This is a genomic window from Paenibacillus turpanensis, assembly GCF_011421635.1.
GTDB lineage: Bacteria > Bacillota > Bacilli > Paenibacillales > YIM-B00363 > Paenibacillus_AK > Paenibacillus_AK turpanensis.
Map to the genome: position 1 here is coordinate 21,464 of NZ_WTLI01000028.1, position 16,707 is coordinate 38,170.

General features: G+C 49.5%; 20 protein-coding genes and 1 tRNA gene. 18 read left to right on the forward strand and 3 right to left on the reverse strand.

All coding sequences use genetic code 11. From position 1 onward, the window contains the following. The first annotated feature begins 6 nt into the window (after nucleotides 1-6). Nucleotides 7-486 (forward strand): DUF4446 family protein, encoded by a 480-nt coding sequence (locus GQS10_RS20690; RefSeq protein ID WP_166245817.1) that lies wholly within the window; start codon nucleotides 7-9, stop codon nucleotides 484-486. On the opposite strand, the gene yyaC is transcribed toward GQS10_RS20690, so the two are convergent. Next, complete coding sequence (yyaC, locus tag GQS10_RS20695) at nucleotides 465-1,052, reverse strand: spore protease YyaC (protein ID WP_166245819.1); 588 nt, start codon at nucleotides 1,050-1,052, stop codon at nucleotides 465-467. The two genes, GQS10_RS20690 and yyaC, sit on opposite strands and share 22 nt — an antisense overlap. A 178-nt stretch (nucleotides 1,053-1,230) precedes the next feature. On the opposite strand from yyaC, the gene GQS10_RS20700 reads away from it, so the two are divergent. From GQS10_RS20700 to GQS10_RS20715, 4 genes are all read left to right on the forward strand, one after another. Continuing rightward, a complete protein-coding gene (locus tag GQS10_RS20700) occupies nucleotides 1,231-1,500 on the forward strand; it encodes a putative Se/S carrier protein (RefSeq protein WP_166245903.1) in 270 nt (89 codons plus the stop codon). A gap of 3 nt (nucleotides 1,501-1,503) precedes the next feature. Beyond that, a complete protein-coding gene (locus GQS10_RS20705; RefSeq protein WP_166245821.1) occupies nucleotides 1,504-2,403 on the forward strand; it encodes a mechanosensitive ion channel family protein in 900 nt (299 codons plus the stop codon). Nucleotides 2,404-2,424: 21 nt separating this feature from the next. Continuing rightward, the gene (locus GQS10_RS20710; RefSeq protein WP_166245823.1) at nucleotides 2,425-2,646 is read left to right on the forward strand and encodes a DUF951 domain-containing protein; all 222 of its coding nucleotides are present in this window, start codon (nucleotides 2,425-2,427) and stop codon (nucleotides 2,644-2,646) included. An 81-nt stretch (nucleotides 2,647-2,727) separates the two neighbouring features. Continuing rightward, nucleotides 2,728-2,818: transfer RNA gene (locus tag GQS10_RS20715), tRNA-Ser, on the forward strand. A gap of 163 nt (nucleotides 2,819-2,981) precedes the next feature. On the opposite strand, the gene GQS10_RS20720 is transcribed toward GQS10_RS20715, so the two are convergent. After that, on the reverse strand, nucleotides 2,982-3,179 hold the full coding sequence (locus tag GQS10_RS20720; RefSeq protein ID WP_166245825.1) for a YjzC family protein: 198 nt from the start codon (nucleotides 3,177-3,179) through the stop codon (nucleotides 2,982-2,984). Nucleotides 3,180-3,384: 205 nt separating this feature from the next. Between GQS10_RS20720 and rpsF the strand changes: the two genes are divergently transcribed. The 12 genes from rpsF (at nucleotide 3,385) to GQS10_RS20780 (ending at nucleotide 14,705) form a co-directional block, all read left to right on the forward strand. After that, on the forward strand, nucleotides 3,385-3,672 hold the full coding sequence (gene rpsF, locus GQS10_RS20725) for a 30S ribosomal protein S6 (RefSeq protein WP_166245827.1): 288 nt from the start codon (nucleotides 3,385-3,387) through the stop codon (nucleotides 3,670-3,672). Nucleotides 3,673-3,718: 46 nt separating this feature from the next. Further along, entirely contained in the window at nucleotides 3,719-4,207 is a 489-nt protein-coding gene (gene ssb, locus GQS10_RS20730) for a single-stranded DNA-binding protein (protein ID WP_166245829.1), read from the forward strand. Between the two features lie 40 nt (nucleotides 4,208-4,247). After that, on the forward strand, nucleotides 4,248-4,538 hold the full coding sequence (rpsR, locus tag GQS10_RS20735; protein WP_166245831.1) for a 30S ribosomal protein S18: 291 nt from the start codon (nucleotides 4,248-4,250) through the stop codon (nucleotides 4,536-4,538). Nucleotides 4,539-4,668: 130 nt separating this feature from the next. Beyond that, nucleotides 4,669-4,995: a YnfA family protein gene (locus tag GQS10_RS20740; RefSeq protein ID WP_166245833.1), complete on the forward strand. Its 327-nt coding sequence runs from the start codon at nucleotides 4,669-4,671 to the stop codon at nucleotides 4,993-4,995. Nucleotides 4,996-5,080: 85 nt separating this feature from the next. Then, nucleotides 5,081-5,950 (forward strand): copper amine oxidase N-terminal domain-containing protein, encoded by an 870-nt coding sequence (locus GQS10_RS20745; protein ID WP_166245835.1) that lies wholly within the window; start codon nucleotides 5,081-5,083, stop codon nucleotides 5,948-5,950. A 104-nt stretch (nucleotides 5,951-6,054) separates the two neighbouring features. Continuing rightward, the gene (locus tag GQS10_RS20750) at nucleotides 6,055-6,357 is read left to right on the forward strand and encodes a MazG-like family protein (RefSeq protein WP_166245905.1); all 303 of its coding nucleotides are present in this window, start codon (nucleotides 6,055-6,057) and stop codon (nucleotides 6,355-6,357) included. A 5-nt stretch (nucleotides 6,358-6,362) separates the two neighbouring features. Continuing rightward, nucleotides 6,363-7,292 (forward strand): DUF2232 domain-containing protein, encoded by a 930-nt coding sequence (locus GQS10_RS20755; RefSeq protein WP_166245837.1) that lies wholly within the window; start codon nucleotides 6,363-6,365, stop codon nucleotides 7,290-7,292. A gap of 12 nt (nucleotides 7,293-7,304) precedes the next feature. After that, nucleotides 7,305-9,263 (forward strand): DHH family phosphoesterase, encoded by a 1,959-nt coding sequence (locus GQS10_RS20760; RefSeq protein ID WP_166245839.1) that lies wholly within the window; start codon nucleotides 7,305-7,307, stop codon nucleotides 9,261-9,263. Further along, entirely contained in the window at nucleotides 9,260-9,703 is a 444-nt protein-coding gene (gene rplI / locus GQS10_RS20765; protein ID WP_166245841.1) for a 50S ribosomal protein L9, read from the forward strand. The genes GQS10_RS20760 and rplI overlap by 4 nt, the downstream gene beginning before the upstream one ends. 14 nt (nucleotides 9,704-9,717) lie before the next feature. Beyond that, nucleotides 9,718-11,079: a replicative DNA helicase gene (dnaB, locus tag GQS10_RS20770; RefSeq protein ID WP_166245843.1), complete on the forward strand. Its 1,362-nt coding sequence runs from the start codon at nucleotides 9,718-9,720 to the stop codon at nucleotides 11,077-11,079. A gap of 150 nt (nucleotides 11,080-11,229) precedes the next feature. Continuing rightward, a complete protein-coding gene (locus GQS10_RS20775; RefSeq protein ID WP_166245845.1) occupies nucleotides 11,230-12,516 on the forward strand; it encodes an adenylosuccinate synthase in 1,287 nt (428 codons plus the stop codon). Nucleotides 12,517-14,015: 1,499 nt separating this feature from the next. Further along, entirely contained in the window at nucleotides 14,016-14,705 is a 690-nt protein-coding gene (locus tag GQS10_RS20780; RefSeq protein WP_166245847.1) for a hypothetical protein, read from the forward strand. On the opposite strand, the gene GQS10_RS20785 is transcribed toward GQS10_RS20780, so the two are convergent. Then, nucleotides 14,706-14,906: a hypothetical protein gene (locus GQS10_RS20785; protein ID WP_166245849.1), complete on the reverse strand. Its 201-nt coding sequence runs from the start codon at nucleotides 14,904-14,906 to the stop codon at nucleotides 14,706-14,708. Nucleotides 14,907-15,082: 176 nt separating this feature from the next. Between GQS10_RS20785 and GQS10_RS20790 the strand changes: the two genes are divergently transcribed. Then, a complete protein-coding gene (locus GQS10_RS20790; RefSeq protein ID WP_166245851.1) occupies nucleotides 15,083-16,687 on the forward strand; it encodes a M23 family metallopeptidase in 1,605 nt (534 codons plus the stop codon). Nucleotides 16,688-16,707: the final 20 nt, after the last annotated feature.

Here is a 16,707-nt window from a genome sequence, read left to right on the forward strand (position 1 = left end):
GATGGGATGGAAGCCTTCATCGAAGAAATCATTGCAGCCTTAATTTTGCTGAGTGCGGTACTATGTATTGCCGTGATCGGCTTATGGAGACAAGGGGCTTCGCTCAAAAGAAAGCTCACAGGACTTATAGGGCATTCGGGTGTAACCAATTTGGATGAAGCCATTCACGAGTTAAGACAGCGAATCGAAAAAGTAGAGCAGCTCACGGTTAAGCAGACGAATCAACTAGACACCCTGAACGGAACGCTAAAAACAATGAAAGGAAAAGCAGCGATGATCCGTTACAATGCATTTGCTGATCACGGAAACAATCAAAGCTTTTCCTTAGCGGTTGTCAATGAGTTGCAGGATGGTTATGTGCTTAGCGGAATCCGCGGGCGCGAAGAAAGCTATGTATACGCGAAGCCGCTTGTAAAAGGAGAATCACCGTTTCACCTTTCTCCCGAGGAAAAGGAAGCGATTCGTCAAGCCTTAGCTACCGAATAGCGACGAGTAGAAGAAAGCGCAAGATGCAGCGAATCAGCGATTAGGTCCGCCATTTTTACAACTAAATTCAACCTCGTATTTTGCAAAACAAAGTACTCCATAAATCCGCCTACGTTTACGATGCCGGTCACATGAATGTCTCCGACAGGGGGCAGCTCTTTATGTACACCGGCTCCCGGCTTTACGGGGCCTTCTCCAATTTGAATGCAGCCAATGCTGGCTAACTGTCCAAGACAAGCATCGATAGCAACCACATACGGGTTGTGATAGCGCTGCTGAAGTGTGGTAATGGTTTCAGCGAGATTCATGGCATGAACCGGTTCATCCAGCGTGCCGAACAAGGTGTAGCCCTTTTTCTCCAGCCTGCTGCCAACCAAGGGGCCCAATGCATCTCCGGTCGAACGATCCGTACCCACACAAACGATGACAATTTCGCGTTCTGCAGGCACATTTTGAAAGAGAGTTTGCAGCTGGTTAGAAATCAGGAAAAGACTGTTGGGTTCGGAATGAAGCACTTTCATCGGTTCGAACGTTTTTTTAGAAGTAAACGGAAACGAAAAATTCATAAGACCTCCACTAGGTTACCGATGAGTTTCATTTGGTAGGATAAAGACCTTGAGCCATCAAGGGGATGGGGCGGGTCTAATTGTTAATTCTAGTATGGAAATCTGTATGACTATTTATACGTGGTATTTAAGAGATTATGAATTTATTTTGGTCAAAAGGGGGAGCGAAATGGATCCGATGCTTCTAGCGTTTGATTCCACCCAGCAGGCGCTGCGGGCGGAGATGCTGCTGGAATATGCCGAGATTGAAATAGATATCAGACCGACGCCGAAGGAAGTAACGGCCGGCTGTGCTCTTTCTATTGAATTTCCGACAAATAAGTTAGAGGAAGTAAAGCATATTATTAAGGAAGAAAAAGTGGAAATCCGCGGTGTTTATTTCAAAAAGGATGGGAAATATGTTACGATCGAAGAAGCGACGGCAAACTACAACGACGAGGGAGGCTGATCATTGTTGATTGGAAATGCGGAAGGGTGGCTGTTTGAGGCGCTCCAGCTCACTTCGGTTCGGGATCAGGTGTTTGCCTTTTTTACGAATACGGAAATGTGGCTGAACGTCCTTTATGCCATTATAAAAATTATTGCCATTTATATTGGCGGCAGAATTATTTTAAGGATCTCTTCAAAGGTGATCCATCGCATGGTGATTGAGAGAGAGCAAACTCCTCTGAAATTTGATGCAAGAAGGACGAAGACGATCGGCAAGCTGATTAATAATGTACTTACCTATACGATCAACTTTCTGACGATCTTAATGATTTTATCGCAGCTTGATTTTAAACTGGGTCCATTGCTCGCGGGGGCCGGGGTTGTCGGTCTTGCCATCGGTTTTGGGGCGCAGAGCTTAGTGAAGGACGTAATTACCGGTTTCTTCATTATATTCGAGGATCATTTTTCGGTAGGCGATGTCGTACAAATCGATCAGGTCAAGGGTACCGTCGAAGAGATCGGCTTGCGGGTGACCCGGATTAAGAGCTGGACCGGAGAAATACATATTATTCCGAATGGCTCCATTAATCAGGTCACGAACTTCTCCGTGAACAATTCGCTTGCGGTTATTGACGTATCGATTGCTTATGAAGAAAATGTAGATAAGGCGATGGAAGTCATTAAGGAAACGATGGCTGTCATTTATAAGGATAGCCCGGATATGGTGAAGGAGCCGGAGGTGCTCGGCGTACAAGCGTTAGGGGCTTCGGAGGTAGTCATTCGTGTAACGGCGGAATGCAAACCAATGACACACTTCCCGATTGCTCGAAGAGCGAACAAAGAAATTAAGTATGCGCTTGAACGGGAAGGAATTGAAATTCCTTATCCGAAGATGGTTCAATATACAAGAATGCTGGAATAGACGGGTGAGGGGAATAGGGGAATGGAGCCGAAACAGTTTGGCTTAGGTGATATGGTCGTTATGAAGAAGCCGCATCCTTGCGGGACCAATGAAATGCAAATTATCCGGATGGGCATGGATATTCGGATCAAATGTACGGGCTGCCAGCACAGCGTGCTGATTCCCCGTTCCAAGTTTGAAAAGAAGTTAAAAAAGATCGTACGACATGCGACAGATGAAGAGAAAAAGGCACTGATGCTGTAAAACATTTCTTGAAACAAGCCGTTGCATTTTGTGCCTGAGGGTGGTACAATAAATCCTGCCCGTTAAAAAAGGCATTTTTTTGGAGAGGTACCCAAGAGGCCCAAGGGGGCTGACTCGAAATCAGCTAGGCGTGTCAAAGCGTGCGTGGGTTCGAATCCCACTCTCTCCGCCATACATAAGACGATGGTCCTCCGCAGAACATGCGGAGGATTTTTTAATGCTTCAGACAGACTTAAGAATATAAAAAATGACATATTAACTGTGACTATATTTATGCGCTCATCGGTTTATGATACGTGAATGAAGACATTCACAAAAACTGCAGCTGGCTTTGATTATGCTTTGCGGCCGTGTTTCTTTTTATTAATCCAGTGACGGTTCTTGTTCGTGGTCTCCGGGAATTTGTCACCCTTCTTTAGTTTAACGATCTTTGGGTTGTTAATTCCCATCACGTAATCATCCTCGCCAATTTCCATATAAATGCCGTCATTCGGTGCCTTGGCGCCGGGAACAAATTGTGTGCGCTCACCCATGTCGCTCACCTCCTTGGTTAAAGTCACTACATAGTCTATCCGGTTCAAACCAGTACTATCGGAGGGGATTATTGGCGGGGAAGGGGGAGCATTAACGTTTTACTTGCCACCGGGCTTTGGTTCTGCTATAGTATTACAGTGCGAGTTTTACCCCTCGCTCCTTGCTCCCAATAGGGGGCCATAGTCCATAAGGAGGTGTAGTTGAATGCGCAATTACGAAGTGATGTTTATTCTTCGTCCTGAACTTGACGAGCAACAGGTACAAGCTGCGGTCGAGAAGTTCGCGAACATCATCAACAACGGCGGCGAAATCACAAAGCAAAACGTGATGGGCAAGCGTCGTCTTGCGTACGAGATCAACAAAATCCGTGACGGGATCTACGTTCTGGTAAACTTCAAAGGTAACAATGAAGTTATTAAAGAACTGGATCGCGTGATGAGAATCTCGGACGAAGTTATTCGTTTCTTGATTCTTCAAGACGTTGTAGCCTAATATTTCGCTGAATCCGATTCGCGTTTGACTCGGGAGGGAATTGTGTATGCTGAATCGTGTTGTTTTGATTGGCCGCTTAACGAAAGATCCTGAACTCCGGTACACACCGGCAGGTGTGGCTGTAGCGCAATTTACGCTGGCTGTGAACCGTACGTATTCAAACCAGCAGGGCGAAAGGGAAGCGGATTTTATCCCGATCGTAACCTGGAGAGGACTTGCGGAGAACTGTGCAAACTTTCTGCGTAAGGGACGGCTCGCTGCGGTAGAAGGGCGCCTACAGGTGCGCAGCTACGACAACAACGAAGGAAAGCGTGTTTACGTAACGGAAGTTGTTGCCGACGATGTGCGGTTCTTGGAGTCGCGGGACAGCAATAATTCGGCCGGACGCGATGAGGGCGACCAGTTCTACGGCGGAGGCTCCAATCGTGGAGGCGGTGGCGGCGGATACGGGTCGTCTCCGAAAGGAAAGCAGCAGGATCCTTTCTTTGACGACGGCAAGCCAGTTGATATTTCAGATGATGATTTGCCGTTCTAAAGAGCGGCAGCGAATTTCGATATGAAAGGAGATACGACCGATGAGCTTTAAACAAAGAGATGGCGGAGATGACCGTCCAGAAAGAAAGAGCTTTGGCGGCGGCGGACGCGGTAAGAGAGGCGGCAAGCGTCGTAAAGTTTGTTTCTTCACAGTAAACAAAATTACTCACATTGATTATAAAGATATCGACTTGCTTCGCAAGTTTATCAGCGAGCGCGGTAAGATTCTTCCGCGTCGTGTAACGGGTACTTCCGCAAAGTACCAGCGTGCTCTGACTACAGCGATTAAGCGCTCCCGTCAGCTGGCATTGCTTCCGTACACTACGGAGTAGGATCGAACAAGAAGGAAGGGTGGACACCTCGGTGTTCATCCTTTTTTTATGGATGAAGCACGAAAGGAATTGCTTGTTGAATCCGTCTCAGGGGGAAGGTAGACTCTGATCGAAATGAGGGAGATGCATAATGAGTACTGCAATCCTATTATTTATCGCCGCTGGTTTAGCCGAAATCGGCGGGGGGTACATGATCTGGCTTTGGTTGAGAGAATCGAGGCCGTTATGGTACGGGCTTCTTGGCGGTGTTATTTTGATCGGGTACGGTATTCTCCCGACCTTGCAAAGCTTCCCCAGCTTTGGGAGAGTGTATGCCGCTTATGGCGGAGTTTTTGTCGCGCTTGCGGTGTTATGGGGCTGGTGGGTCGATAAAAAAACTCCGGATCTATACGATTGGATCGGGGCAGGGATATGTCTGATTGGTGTTGCGGTCATGCTGTGGGCGCCGCGCAACTAAGGTGTTCAACGAATCTCTATGAAACTACCGACGAATCATGTCGAATATGATATAATCGAGGTAAGCTTTGGTAGGGAGGTACCCCATGAAACGAACATGGAAGCGCTCATTATTTCTTGCATCACTAATCGGACTAAGTTTTTCGGCCGGAGTATTGGCGGACAATGGAGTCACCAAGGTGGAAGCCTTTTTGCGGAAGGACTTTACGATTGCTTTGGATGGTCAACCGCTGCAGCTGGAAAAACCGCCGCTCATTTATGACAATCGTACGTATTTGCCGTTAACGGTGCTCAGTAAGCTGCTTGATATCGATGTGAATTGGGATGCTTCAACTTCAACCGTGTATGTAAACAGCCGTTTTGACGGACAACCGGAAAACCCGAATTCGGCCGGTCAAGTGTATGCTCAGATCGAGCTTAACATGCTGCAGGCGTATAGCGCGAAATATTTAGGCGGAGAATATCAAGTTTTAACGAATACATATGACAGTGTTCAATACTACCGAGTCAGCGATATGGAACGGATGGGCATTGATTGCAGAGGAATTGCCAAGGTCCAGGAGAAATATACGAAGGCTTTATACGCAACAGAAGCAGAGCTCGCGAAGGTTTGGAAAGAGAAGCCGACCTTCTCGTACATTTATGATACGATGATTGCCGGCGAAACGAATGAAGATATCATTGCCGTGCTGAAAAGCGAAGCAAAGACAGTGCTGCTTGCTTCCTCCTATTGGGGCTCCGGCTCCTACGGTAGAGGCGGCGGGATGATCTACACGATCGATAAGGTTCCTTTTCCGGGGCAAAATGAATATCATCTGTTAAGCTATGAAATGGGACATTTTTATGTATATGAAATGAAGCTGTCACAGGATAAGGATGGAAAATGGCATTCCACCGGCTATTCCAAGGTAGACATTCAGCCGAATGTGCAGCTTGATCCGAGATACACTCGATAATTGGTAATGCTGCAGGCAGGGGGCGAATATGGTTCCCTGTCTTTTTTGTGGTATAATTCAGGTTATAGCGTTTTATGGGTAAGGAGAGAGCGGGGTTGAGCAGAATGGAAAAAGAGATGGACGTCGCCAAGCGGCTGAAAATCGTGGAATGGCTCAAAACAGAAGTTCTCGATCATATGTCGCGGCTGTTTAAAGGAATATGGGACGGGAACACCCACCGAATCACGGACAGCTTGGCCAGCTTGGTCGTAAGCTGTTATATTTTGGGCCGCAGGCTGGGTCTTCCATATGATCAACTGGATCAGGCCATGAAGGAGAAGCTTGGAAAACATCGAAAAGAAGGACACCAGCTGGAGGATTGGTATGGCGATATTTCCAGCCTGGAAGATCACTTGCGCAAGAGGTGAAGCCGTTGTTTAAACAATACAGCGCGGGCGTTGGCTGGAGCTTTCTATACTTGGTAATGCTCCTTGGCGTTTACATCCCGCTGCTTCAATTTATTCCGTTGGCGCTGCTTATGGTGCCGACTGTCATTCTCGCTGTGAAGCTGGAAACGATACGTTTTTGGGTTCACTATTTTGTTGTTATGATCGTCTTGTATTTATTGCTTGGGGTATATGCCGGACCGCTTGCTGTCGTTTCGCTTCTCTTTATTGTTCCTTCCTACATCATGGGCAGGATGTATAAGCGAAATCAACCGGCACGCAGCGTCATTACCACGGGCATCGTCAGTATAATCGGGGTTTCCTTACTCGCTCTTCTGCTAACCTCAGCCGGCGGCATTAATATTACGAAGGAATTTGCGAACTTTATGCATGAGGGAATTCAGACATTCCCGAATTTGATGAAGACGATGCTGACGGAGCAGCAGCTGAATGAGTATGTGGATCAGTATGTAACGGTGACGGTGCGCATGCTTCCGTTCCTAATTATTATTGGAGCGACAGTATACAGCTTCCTTACACATGGCGTGGTCCGCTTGCTGCAGCGAAGAAGCAATCCCGATTTTCCAAAGCTCCAGCCACTCCGGGAATGGAGACTTCCGAAGTCCATCGTATGGTATTATCTTATCGCGTTGTTTTTGGAATTGATTTTCCGCAACGCGGACACGAGTTCATTGATGTTTACGATTCTCGTGAACTTAATCCCGCTGCTGATGCTGGCTTTTGCCGTTCAGGCGATTGGATTTGTATTTTTTGCAGCTCACGTCAAAGGGTGGGGACGTCTTCTGCCGATCGGGTCTATCATTTTGCTGCTTATCGCACCATTCTTAATGACGATTTACAGTATCCTCGGTGTGTTTGACGTCGTTATGCCGCTGCGGGAGAGAATGCAAAAGTAAGGATGGAATCTCATGCCGAAAACGCTGTTTACCCGTTGGCACGGGCTGCATACGGTGTGGACGTTTGCTTTTATGCTTGTATCGTCCGCGCTGCTTTATTTATTACATTGGCTGTTAGGAACGGCGGCATTATTCCTATGCGGCTTTCTGGCATATTACACGATTACGGCGGAAAAGGCGTTCCGCAAAGAAATGAATGAATATGTGGCCACGTTGTCACACCGGATTAAAAAGGCTTCCTCGGATGTGATGCATGAGCTGCCGATTGGAATCTTGCTGTACAACGAGGAAAGAGCGGTGGAATGGCATAATCCGTTTGTCGCCGAAATGCTTGCGAAGGAATCGGTAATTGGTTACCCGGTTGTGGAGCTGTTTCCGGCGCTCAAGAGCAAGAAGGAGAAGGATGGCAAGCATGAGGTCGTCATTGGCGCCAAAACTTATCAGGTTATCGTAAAGGCCGGTGAAAGACTGTTGTTTTTTACCGATATCAGTGCGTATACCGGGTTAACGAAGCGATACGAGGAAGAGAAGCTCGCCATCGGTATTCTGATGCTGGATAATCTGGACGAGGCGACGCAGGGCATGGACGATCAATCCCGCAGCGTCATGCTGGCCAAGGTGACCGGACACATAACCGAATGGGCGGCGGAAAACGGGGTGTTTTTACGCCGTACGGCCTCGGATAAGTACTTGCTGATGATGAGCCAGAAAACGCTGCGTAAGCTGGAGCAGACGAAATTTGATCTGTTGGACGACGTGCGCGATATTACGGCGGACTACAAGCTGCCGCTGACGATTAGCGTCGGCGTAGGAACGGGCGCGGATGGCCTGGTCGAAATGGGCCAGCTCGCGCAAATGGGTTTGGATATTGCGCTGGGGCGCGGCGGCGATCAGGTCGCCGTCCGCCATGGGCAGCGCGTTACCTTTTACGGGGGGCGCTCGAACGCGGTGGAGAAGCGCACCCGAGTGCGCGCACGCGTCATTGCGCACGCGCTGCGCGATTTAATCCGCGACAGCGACAAGGTGGTCATTATGGGGCATAAAATCCCCGATATGGACTCCATTGGCGCAGCGGTAGGGGTATTGAAGGCCGTGCAGGCGGTCGGCAAGGAAGGGTACATTGTGCTCGAGGGTGTGAACCCGTCGATTTACCGCTTGATGGAGCTGATCGGCGCCGACGAGCGGTTGAACCGCTGGTTCATCTCACCCGAGCAGGCGCTTCACATTACGACGCAGCGGTCGCTGGCCGTTGTCGTCGATACGCATAAGGCGTCCATGGCGACAGAATCGAAGGTGCTGGGCCTCACGAACCGTGTCGTCGTTGTGGATCATCACCGCCGCGGCGAAGAGTTTATCGACGATGCGATGCTCGTCTACTTGGAGCCGTACGCCTCGTCCACCTGCGAGCTGGTGAGTGAGCTGCTGCAGTACATTTCGGAGCATATCGAAATGGAGCCGCTGGAAGCGACGGCGCTGCTGGCAGGCATCGTTGTCGATACGAAGAGCTTCTCGCTGCGCACGGGCGCACGGACGTTCGAGGCCGCTTCGTTTCTGCGGCGCAACGGCGCCGATTCCGGCTTAGTGCAGAAGCTGCTGCAGGAAGATTTGGAGCAGTACATGAAGAAAGCGGAAATTATTAAGCAGACGGAGGTCATTCATGAGCATATTGCGCTTGCGGCGACGGAGCCGGGACGCAAATATTCTCAGTTGCTCATTGCGCAGGTGGCTGATACACTGCTGAATATGAAGGGTATTCTGGCTTCGTTCGTCATCTGCGAGCGGACTGACGGTTTGATCGGGATCAGCGCCCGTTCCTTTGGACAAATCAATGTCCAAGTCATTATGGAACGGCTCGGCGGCGGCGGGCATTTAACGAATGCGGCCGTTCAGCTGGAGGGCTCGATTGAAGAAGCCGAAGAAAGACTGAAGCAGGTGCTTCAGGAGATGGAAGAGGAGGGACTGTTCGAATGAAGGTCATTTTCTTAAAGGATGTTAAGGGTCAAGGCAAGAAAGGCGAAGTGAAAGAAGTATCGGAAGGTTACGCAAACAATTTTCTCATTCCGAAGGGCTTGGTGAAGCTCGCATCGGAAGGTAATATAAAAACGCTTGAAGTGCAGAAGAAAGCGGAAGAAAAGCGCAAGGAGCAGGAAAAGGAAGACGCGAAGAAGCTTGCCGAGCAGCTGAAGGATATCACTGTGAAGCTGAAGGTGAAATCCGGCGAAGGCGGCCGCGTATTCGGTTCGGTAACAAGCAAGCAAATTGCTGATGAGCTGGAAAAGTTGAAGTTTAAGGTAGATAAGCGCAAAATCGTACTCGACGATCCGATTCGCACGCTCGGTGTGACCAAGGTGCAGGTTAAGCTGCATCCGGATGTAACCGGCGAGTTTAGCGTTCAGGTTGTCGAAGAGTGACCGGAGGGGTCCCGATGGACGATCAAATGTTTATGGACCGGGTACCGCCCCAAAGCACGGAAGCCGAACAAGCCGTGCTTGGGGCGATTTTACTCGATGGGGAAGCATTGGTTACCGCGATGGAGCGGATTCGCACCGAGGATTTTTATCGGGCGGCGCACGGCATCATCTATGAAGCGATGGTCACCTTGGCGGAGCAGAACGAGCCGGTGGATCTTGTCTCCCTGACGACGTTCTTAAAAGACCAAGGCAACTTGGACGAGGTCGGCGGAGTCAAATATTTATCCGAGCTGGCGCGGTCTGTTCCGACGGCATCCAACGTCGATTATTATGCGCAGGTCGTCGAAGAGAAATCGATGCTTCGGCGGTTAATTCGCACTGCGACGCAAATTGCCTCGAATGGCTATTCCAGCGGCGAGGATGTAGGTTTACTGCTCAGCGAGGCCGAGCAGCGTATTATGGAAATTTCGCAGCGGCGCAGCAGCAGCGGCTTTATTTCGATTCGTGATGTGCTGCTCGAAGTGTTCGAGAAGGTCGAACACCTTTATCATCATAAGGGCGGCACGACCGGCATTCCGTCCGGCTTTCAGGATCTCGACAAGATGACGTCCGGCTTCCAGCGAAGCGATTTGATCATCGTAGCGGCGCGTCCTTCTGTAGGGAAGACGGCGTTTGCGCTGAACGTTGCCCAAAACGTCGGCGTTCGCGCCAAGGAAACAGTCGCCATCTTTAGCCTTGAGATGTCAGCGCCTCAGCTTGTGCAGCGTATTATTTGCGCCGAGGCGAATTTGGATGCGGGCCGGATGAGAACCGGGTATTTAGAAGGCGATGATTGGGAAAAACTAACGATGGCGATCGGTGCGCTCTCCGAGGCGAATATTTATATCGATGATACGCCGGGGGTAACGGTAGCCGATATTCGTGCGAAATGCCGCCGTCTGCAGAAGGAAAAGGGACTCGGCATGATCCTGATCGATTACCTGCAGCTGATTCACGGACGCGGCAAGGCGGGGGAAAACCGGCAGCAGGAGGTTTCGGAAATTTCCCGTACGTTAAAGCAGATCGCGCGGGAATTGAACGTGCCGGTCATTGCACTGTCTCAGCTGAGCCGTGGCGTCGAGCAGCGTCAGGACAAGCGTCCGATGATGTCTGACCTTCGTGAATCCGGTTCGATCGAGCAGGATGCCGATATCGTTGCGTTCCTGTATCGTGACGATTACTACAATCAGGATACGGAGAAAAAGAACATCATTGAAATTATCATTGCCAAGCAGCGTAACGGTCCGGTTGGGACGGTGGAGCTGGTCTTCCTGAAAAACTTTAATAAATTCGTAAGTTTGGATCGGGGACATGGCGAAGCGCCTATGGCAATGTAAATAAAAATAGATTCGTATTATATACGAACGATTTCGCCCATTGTGGTTAGATCGTTCGTATTTTTTATTGACTTTCTGGGGTGCGCCTGATACACTGAAAATGCTTCAAAAGCGGGAAAATCTGGCTTTACCTTTTGAGGAGGTATTTGCATGTCAACAGTAGTTGTTGTCGGAACCCAGTGGGGGGACGAAGGAAAAGGAAAGATTACGGATTACCTGGCGGAAAGCGCAGAAGTGATTGCGCGCTACCAGGGAGGAAACAACGCCGGTCATACGATTATTATCAACAACAAGAAATACAAACTGACGATGGTACCGTCGGGTATTTTTTATTCGAATAAAGTTTGCGTCATCGGAAACGGGATGGTTATTAACCCGCAGGCGCTGATCGAGGAAATCGAGTACATTCATGACAACGGATTCGCAACCGATAACCTGAAAATTAGCGATCGTGCGCATGTTATTATGCCGTACCATTTGCTGCTGGATGGTCTTGAGGAAGAGCGCAAGGGCGCAAACAAGATCGGTACGACCCGTAAGGGTATCGGACCGGCTTACATGGACAAAGCGTCCCGCAACGGAATCCGGATCGCCGATCTGATGGATCCGGCGGAATTTGAAATGAAGCTGCGCGCAGTCATGCTGGAGAAAAATCGTCTTATTGAGACGATGTACGGCGCACAGGGGCTCGATGTAGAGCCTGTGCTGCAGGAGTATCTCGGTTATGCGGAAAAGCTTCGTCCGTACGTGACGGACACCTCCGTCGTGTTGAACGATGCGATTGACGAAGGCCGCCGCGTGCTGTTTGAAGGTGCGCAGGGCGTTATGCTCGATATCGACCACGGTACGTATCCGTTCGTTACTTCGTCTAACCCGTCTGCGGGCGGTGTGTGCATCGGCTCGGGCGTTGGCCCGACGAAGATCCACCAAATTATCGGGGTAGCGAAGGCCTACACGACCCGTGTCGGCGATGGTCCGTTCCCGACGGAGCTGAACAATGAAATCGGCGACTTGATCCGGGAGAAGGGTCATGAGTATGGCACGGTTACCGGCCGTCCGCGCCGCGTAGGCTGGTTTGACAGCGTCGTGGTGCGCCATGCCCGCCGCGTGAGCGGAATTACGGGGCTGTCGCTGAACTCGATCGACGTGCTGACTGGTTTGGAGACGGTGAAAATTTGCACCGCCTACCGTTTCCGCGGCGAAGTGATCGATTCGTATCCGGCAAGCCTGAACCAGCTTTCGGAATGTGAGCCGGTGTATGAAGAACTGCCGGGCTGGACGGAAGACGTTAGCGGCGCTCGTTCGTTGGATGATCTGCCGGCCAATGCGCGTCACTACTTGGAGCGTGTGTCTCAATTGACGGGCATTCCGATCTCGATTTTCTCGGTTGGCCGCAATCGCGAGCAGACGAATTTGGTGCGTCCGGTTTACGCGTAAGCAAGGGATAAGTGGATTTGTTAGGGTCTGAGACAGGCGTATGCGATAGGTAGTGTAGTGTGTGCAGACACGCTTTTGGCGAGTCTGGGTATACCCGGCCTATGTATAGGCGATGAGAATGGATTTTTGAAGTTTGAACCGATGGCTGCTTTGAGCAGTCGTCGGTTTTTTTGTGGTTTTGTGGGGGTAGGGAGGCTGCACTTTGGAAAATAAAGAAGACATGTAGACGCAGGTTGCCTCATATAAATTTCCACAAGTCAGCAGGTTGGCTGGCTCGCCAAGGTAGAAGCACGGATGTATGATGTGGACCAAGAACCCTGGAGCAAGAAACCAGAACCAGTAAACCCGAAAGAAGAAACCCGAACCAATAAACCCAAACAAGAACCTGAACCAAGAGCCTTGCACCAAGAAACTGAACCCAGACCCTGGGCACTAACCCTGAACCAAGCACCTTGAGCCCATAAATTGCAGTCTAGAAACCGAACCCATTTACCATAATACAAATTATTTGTACTAATTTTGGGCAGAGCTCAAAATGATGCTCCGATAATACAAATCATTTGTATAATTCAGCGAGAATTCAAGAAATATGGCCTCCGGGAAGCAAACAATACAAATTACTTGTATAAGCTCGCGCCAGAATGGGGTCCGATGAACAAACAATACAAATAATTTGTATTATGTGTGTGGTCGATGAGGTAGAGGAGTGGCCGGGACCGGATTGCGCATCACTGATGGGTTTATGGTGCTTTGTTCGGATGTGTAGTTAGCGTGAAATGCGAGCATTGGTTGAGCAATCGAGGAAGCTCTCAGCGCTGGAAACTGGTACGAATAGGTAGAGATTGCTGAGAGCGTCGGAAGAGCTATCTAGGAAGCTTAAAGTGTGTGGTGATCGTACGTGTAGTCATTAGGAGATGTGAACATTGGCTGAGTACCCGAGGAATCTCATAGTGTATAGTGACTGGTGCGTTATATCAGCGTGAAATGTGAGCATTGGAGAGCAACCGAGGGATCTCAAAGAGCTGGTGACTGTTACGTGCAGTTAGTAGGAGAAGTGAGCGTCGGATAAGAAATGGAGGCAGTTCAGAGTGTGTTTGGTGATCGGTATGTGTACTCAACCGGAGATGCGAGCATCAGATGAGAAACCGAGGAATCTAACAGCGTGCAGTGACTGGTATGTGAAGTCAGAGTGAAATGCATGCATCGGAATAGCAAGCTAGGAAACTCAAAGTGTAGTATGATCGTCATGTGAAATCTACCGGAAAACGTGCCCCATACCGAGCAAGAGCGCGAAGCACAGAGTGCTAGGTGTTCGGCGGGACATGACGGGGCGTTAGGCATGGGTGTACCGGTTTGCGGTGTAGGTTCGGTCGAATCGGCCGGGCGTAACAGCTTGAGGCCGTAAAGGCGGAAAAAAAGCCGGCGGGAGTTTTGAAATGGGTCGCTTCGTTAATACTGGGAATAGAGGAAGATAAACCAGGATAACGGAGTGAACGCTTTTGAAAGCAATGGTTTGGGTACTCAAAATTACATTAGGAAGTATTATCGTTTCCGTCGTTTCCATGGCTACTACCTTGACTGTTGTAAACTCGTATGTGGAGCAGTGGATGAAGTCGATGCCGTTTCAAGCCTCGATTCGTCCGGTTACGTTCAATGATGTCCTTGCGGGTTTAACCGGAGGAAGCCTGCCATCGCAAAATGCAGCGAAAACGCCTAGCGAGCGAGTGGCGGAACCGGCTTTACCTACAGCAGCGAAACCAGAAGCAGAGTGGACAGGAAAGGGCGAGGGCACCACCGAGACATGGAAGGATTCGGAGTCCGGTTCGGAGCAGGGGTTGAAGCCTGATCAAGAGACGAAAGAGTCACCGGTGGAACGAAAAAAACCGCCAGAGGATGCCTTGGCGGTCATGGGTCGCATTTCCTCTTCCGATGAAGCGAGTGGCAGCACTGAGCGGGATGTCATGGTCACCACGGAGGAAATTAATCAAAAGAAAAACAGTATCTCCGACGAGGATAAGATGAAAATCTTTTCGATCCTTGTATCCAAGCTTCCGCAAAACGAATGGCAAACCATATCGAGCATGATGGAAGATGGATTAACGGGAAATGAACTTCAGGAAATCCAACAAATTGTTCAGCAGTACGTGACAACGGAGGAATATCAAGAGCTGATGAAAATTATCGGCTGATCAATGCTCCGATGTAATGACCTCGCCGCCGAAATGAGTTAAGGTATCCTCAATTTGGCGGTATCTTGATTTTTCGACAAGAACGCTTACACACGCATTGGGTTCCACCTTAAGATCCATGATCCCAAGCTCCCTCACATAATCCACGGTTTGCTCAGCTGCTTCCCGACTCGGAAAGCGCGCAACGACTCGAGCCTCCATCCATTCAATCCTCCAATCGGTAATGGTCCTGTAACCGCTTTGTCAATGAAAAAAGGTTGATAACGGAAACAAGCCTGTGATAAAGTAAGAGAGGTGCCAAATACTGACCATATTTTATGGAAATTGAGTCGAACTTATACATTTATTGTCGTATATCGGCTTTATGGGAGGCGAACATGCGGGCTTTCACAGAACTGGAATGGGTGAAACGAACCGTAAGCATGTCTAAGCGGTTTTTCCACCGAATTCGCGGAACAGAAGAAACGATGAATGCGCAAGCCGAAATACTTCCTGAAACGACTGCAGACGCCGCACCAACATGGCGGGAAAAGCTTGCAACAGCGAAAACAACGATTTATACATATAAGATTCAAGTATTCAAGGGTATATCTGTAATTGTGGCGATTGCCGCAGTATCCGCAGCGGGGAACGTGTACGTTAAATCCAACATGAACGAGATCTATCAGGTTTCCGTGAATGGGACGAATATCGGCACGGTTTCGGATCCGGCTATTATTGCTCAATTTTTGCAAGGAAAGATCGAAGAATTAAAGGCGCAGCGGACCGATGTGCAGGTTTCCGTTGAAGCGCCTGTTTATGAGGTTCAGCCTAAAACGGTATTTAACGGACGAGGCGACGATACCAAGGTGCTGAGCGCGCTGGCGTCCCAGCTTGTGGCGAAGCCGGTCGGTATTGAGCTCAAGATTGACGGCAACGTCGTTGCGATTGTGAAGGACGAAGAGACGGCCAAGAGTATTCTAGAGACGATTAAGCAGAATTACTTGGCGAAGGAAGCAGAGCGAAACGCGAAGAAGAGCGGGCAGGTTTCGGTATTGTCCGCATCGGTGGCTCCGGCGCCAACGGTAGAGCAAACCGAGCTGCTTTCCGTCGGCTTCGCCGAGCAGGTGGAACTGAATCAGGTGGAGCTGCAGCCGGAGCAAGTTCCGCTGGACCCGCAGGAAACGGTAAAGAAGCTGGAAACAGGCGATGTGCAGCCTACGAAATATGAGGTACAGGAGGGAGATTGCATCTCCTGTATCGCGAAGAAATTTGATATTTCCAAGCAGGTTATTTATGTAAACAATCCGCAGATTAAAAATGATATGGTTCGCGTCGGCGACGTATTGGATTTAACGGTGCTGCAGCCGACATTATCGGTAAAGACGGAAGAAAAGATTGTGGAGATGCAGGAAGTGCAGTATCCGACAGAATACATACCTGATGACGATATGAGAGCCGGTCGGACCGAGGTGATCAAATCCGGAAAGAACGGCATGAAGCGGGTGACCTTTAAGCTGACGAAGGAAAACGGCCTCCTGATGGAAGAAGAGCTCGTTTCCGAGGAAATGCTGCAGGAGCCGGTTACCGCAGTGGTAAAGCGCGGAACCAAGGTTGTCAAAGGCGAAGGGACCGGCAAATTCAGCTGGCCGGTCGTCTCGGCAAAGCTGTCCAGCGGCTACGGCATGCGTTGGGGTAAGCTGCATAAGGGCATCGACTTGACCAGCTCGAATAAAAACATTATCGCCGCCGATAACGGCAAGGTCACGTATGCAGGGTACAAGGAAGATTACGGCAATATGATCATTATCGATCACTTGAACGGATATGAGACGCTGTACGCTCATTTGAGCAAGATCACGACGAAGAGCGGAACGATTGTAGAAAAAGGCGAGAAAATCGGAGTTATGGGTAATACTGGCGATTCAGACGGCATTCATTTACATTTTGAAATTCATAGCAATGGCAGTATCCAGAACCCGATGAAATTTTTGAGCCGATAATAAGGGAGACAGTGGCATTC

What these genes read in the sequence shown, in the direction of transcription:
- GQS10_RS20690 (WP_166245817.1), top strand. Translation starts at nt 7, where the DNA reads ATGGAAGCCTTCATCGAAGAAATCATTGCAGCCTTAATTTTGCTGAGT.
- yyaC (WP_166245819.1), bottom strand. Translation starts at nt 1,052, where the DNA reads ATGAATTTTTCGTTTCCGTTTACTTCTAAAAAAACGTTCGAACCGATG.
- GQS10_RS20700 (WP_166245903.1), top strand. Translation starts at nt 1,231, where the DNA reads ATGCTTCTAGCGTTTGATTCCACCCAGCAGGCGCTGCGGGCGGAGATG.
- GQS10_RS20710 (WP_166245823.1), top strand. Translation starts at nt 2,425, where the DNA reads ATGGAGCCGAAACAGTTTGGCTTAGGTGATATGGTCGTTATGAAGAAG.
- GQS10_RS20720 (WP_166245825.1), bottom strand. Translation starts at nt 3,179, where the DNA reads ATGGGTGAGCGCACACAATTTGTTCCCGGCGCCAAGGCACCGAATGAC.
- rpsF (WP_166245827.1), top strand. Translation starts at nt 3,385, where the DNA reads ATGCGCAATTACGAAGTGATGTTTATTCTTCGTCCTGAACTTGACGAG.
- ssb (WP_166245829.1), top strand. Translation starts at nt 3,719, where the DNA reads ATGCTGAATCGTGTTGTTTTGATTGGCCGCTTAACGAAAGATCCTGAA.
- rpsR (WP_166245831.1), top strand. Translation starts at nt 4,248, where the DNA reads ATGAGCTTTAAACAAAGAGATGGCGGAGATGACCGTCCAGAAAGAAAG.
- GQS10_RS20740 (WP_166245833.1), top strand. Translation starts at nt 4,669, where the DNA reads ATGAGTACTGCAATCCTATTATTTATCGCCGCTGGTTTAGCCGAAATC.
- GQS10_RS20745 (WP_166245835.1), top strand. Translation starts at nt 5,081, where the DNA reads ATGAAACGAACATGGAAGCGCTCATTATTTCTTGCATCACTAATCGGA.
- GQS10_RS20750 (WP_166245905.1), top strand. Translation starts at nt 6,055, where the DNA reads ATGGAAAAAGAGATGGACGTCGCCAAGCGGCTGAAAATCGTGGAATGG.
- GQS10_RS20760 (WP_166245839.1), top strand. Translation starts at nt 7,305, where the DNA reads ATGCCGAAAACGCTGTTTACCCGTTGGCACGGGCTGCATACGGTGTGG.
- rplI (WP_166245841.1), top strand. Translation starts at nt 9,260, where the DNA reads ATGAAGGTCATTTTCTTAAAGGATGTTAAGGGTCAAGGCAAGAAAGGC.
- dnaB (WP_166245843.1), top strand. Translation starts at nt 9,718, where the DNA reads ATGGACGATCAAATGTTTATGGACCGGGTACCGCCCCAAAGCACGGAA.
- GQS10_RS20775 (WP_166245845.1), top strand. Translation starts at nt 11,230, where the DNA reads ATGTCAACAGTAGTTGTTGTCGGAACCCAGTGGGGGGACGAAGGAAAA.
- GQS10_RS20785 (WP_166245849.1), bottom strand. Translation starts at nt 14,906, where the DNA reads ATGGAGGCTCGAGTCGTTGCGCGCTTTCCGAGTCGGGAAGCAGCTGAG.
- GQS10_RS20790 (WP_166245851.1), top strand. Translation starts at nt 15,083, where the DNA reads ATGCGGGCTTTCACAGAACTGGAATGGGTGAAACGAACCGTAAGCATG.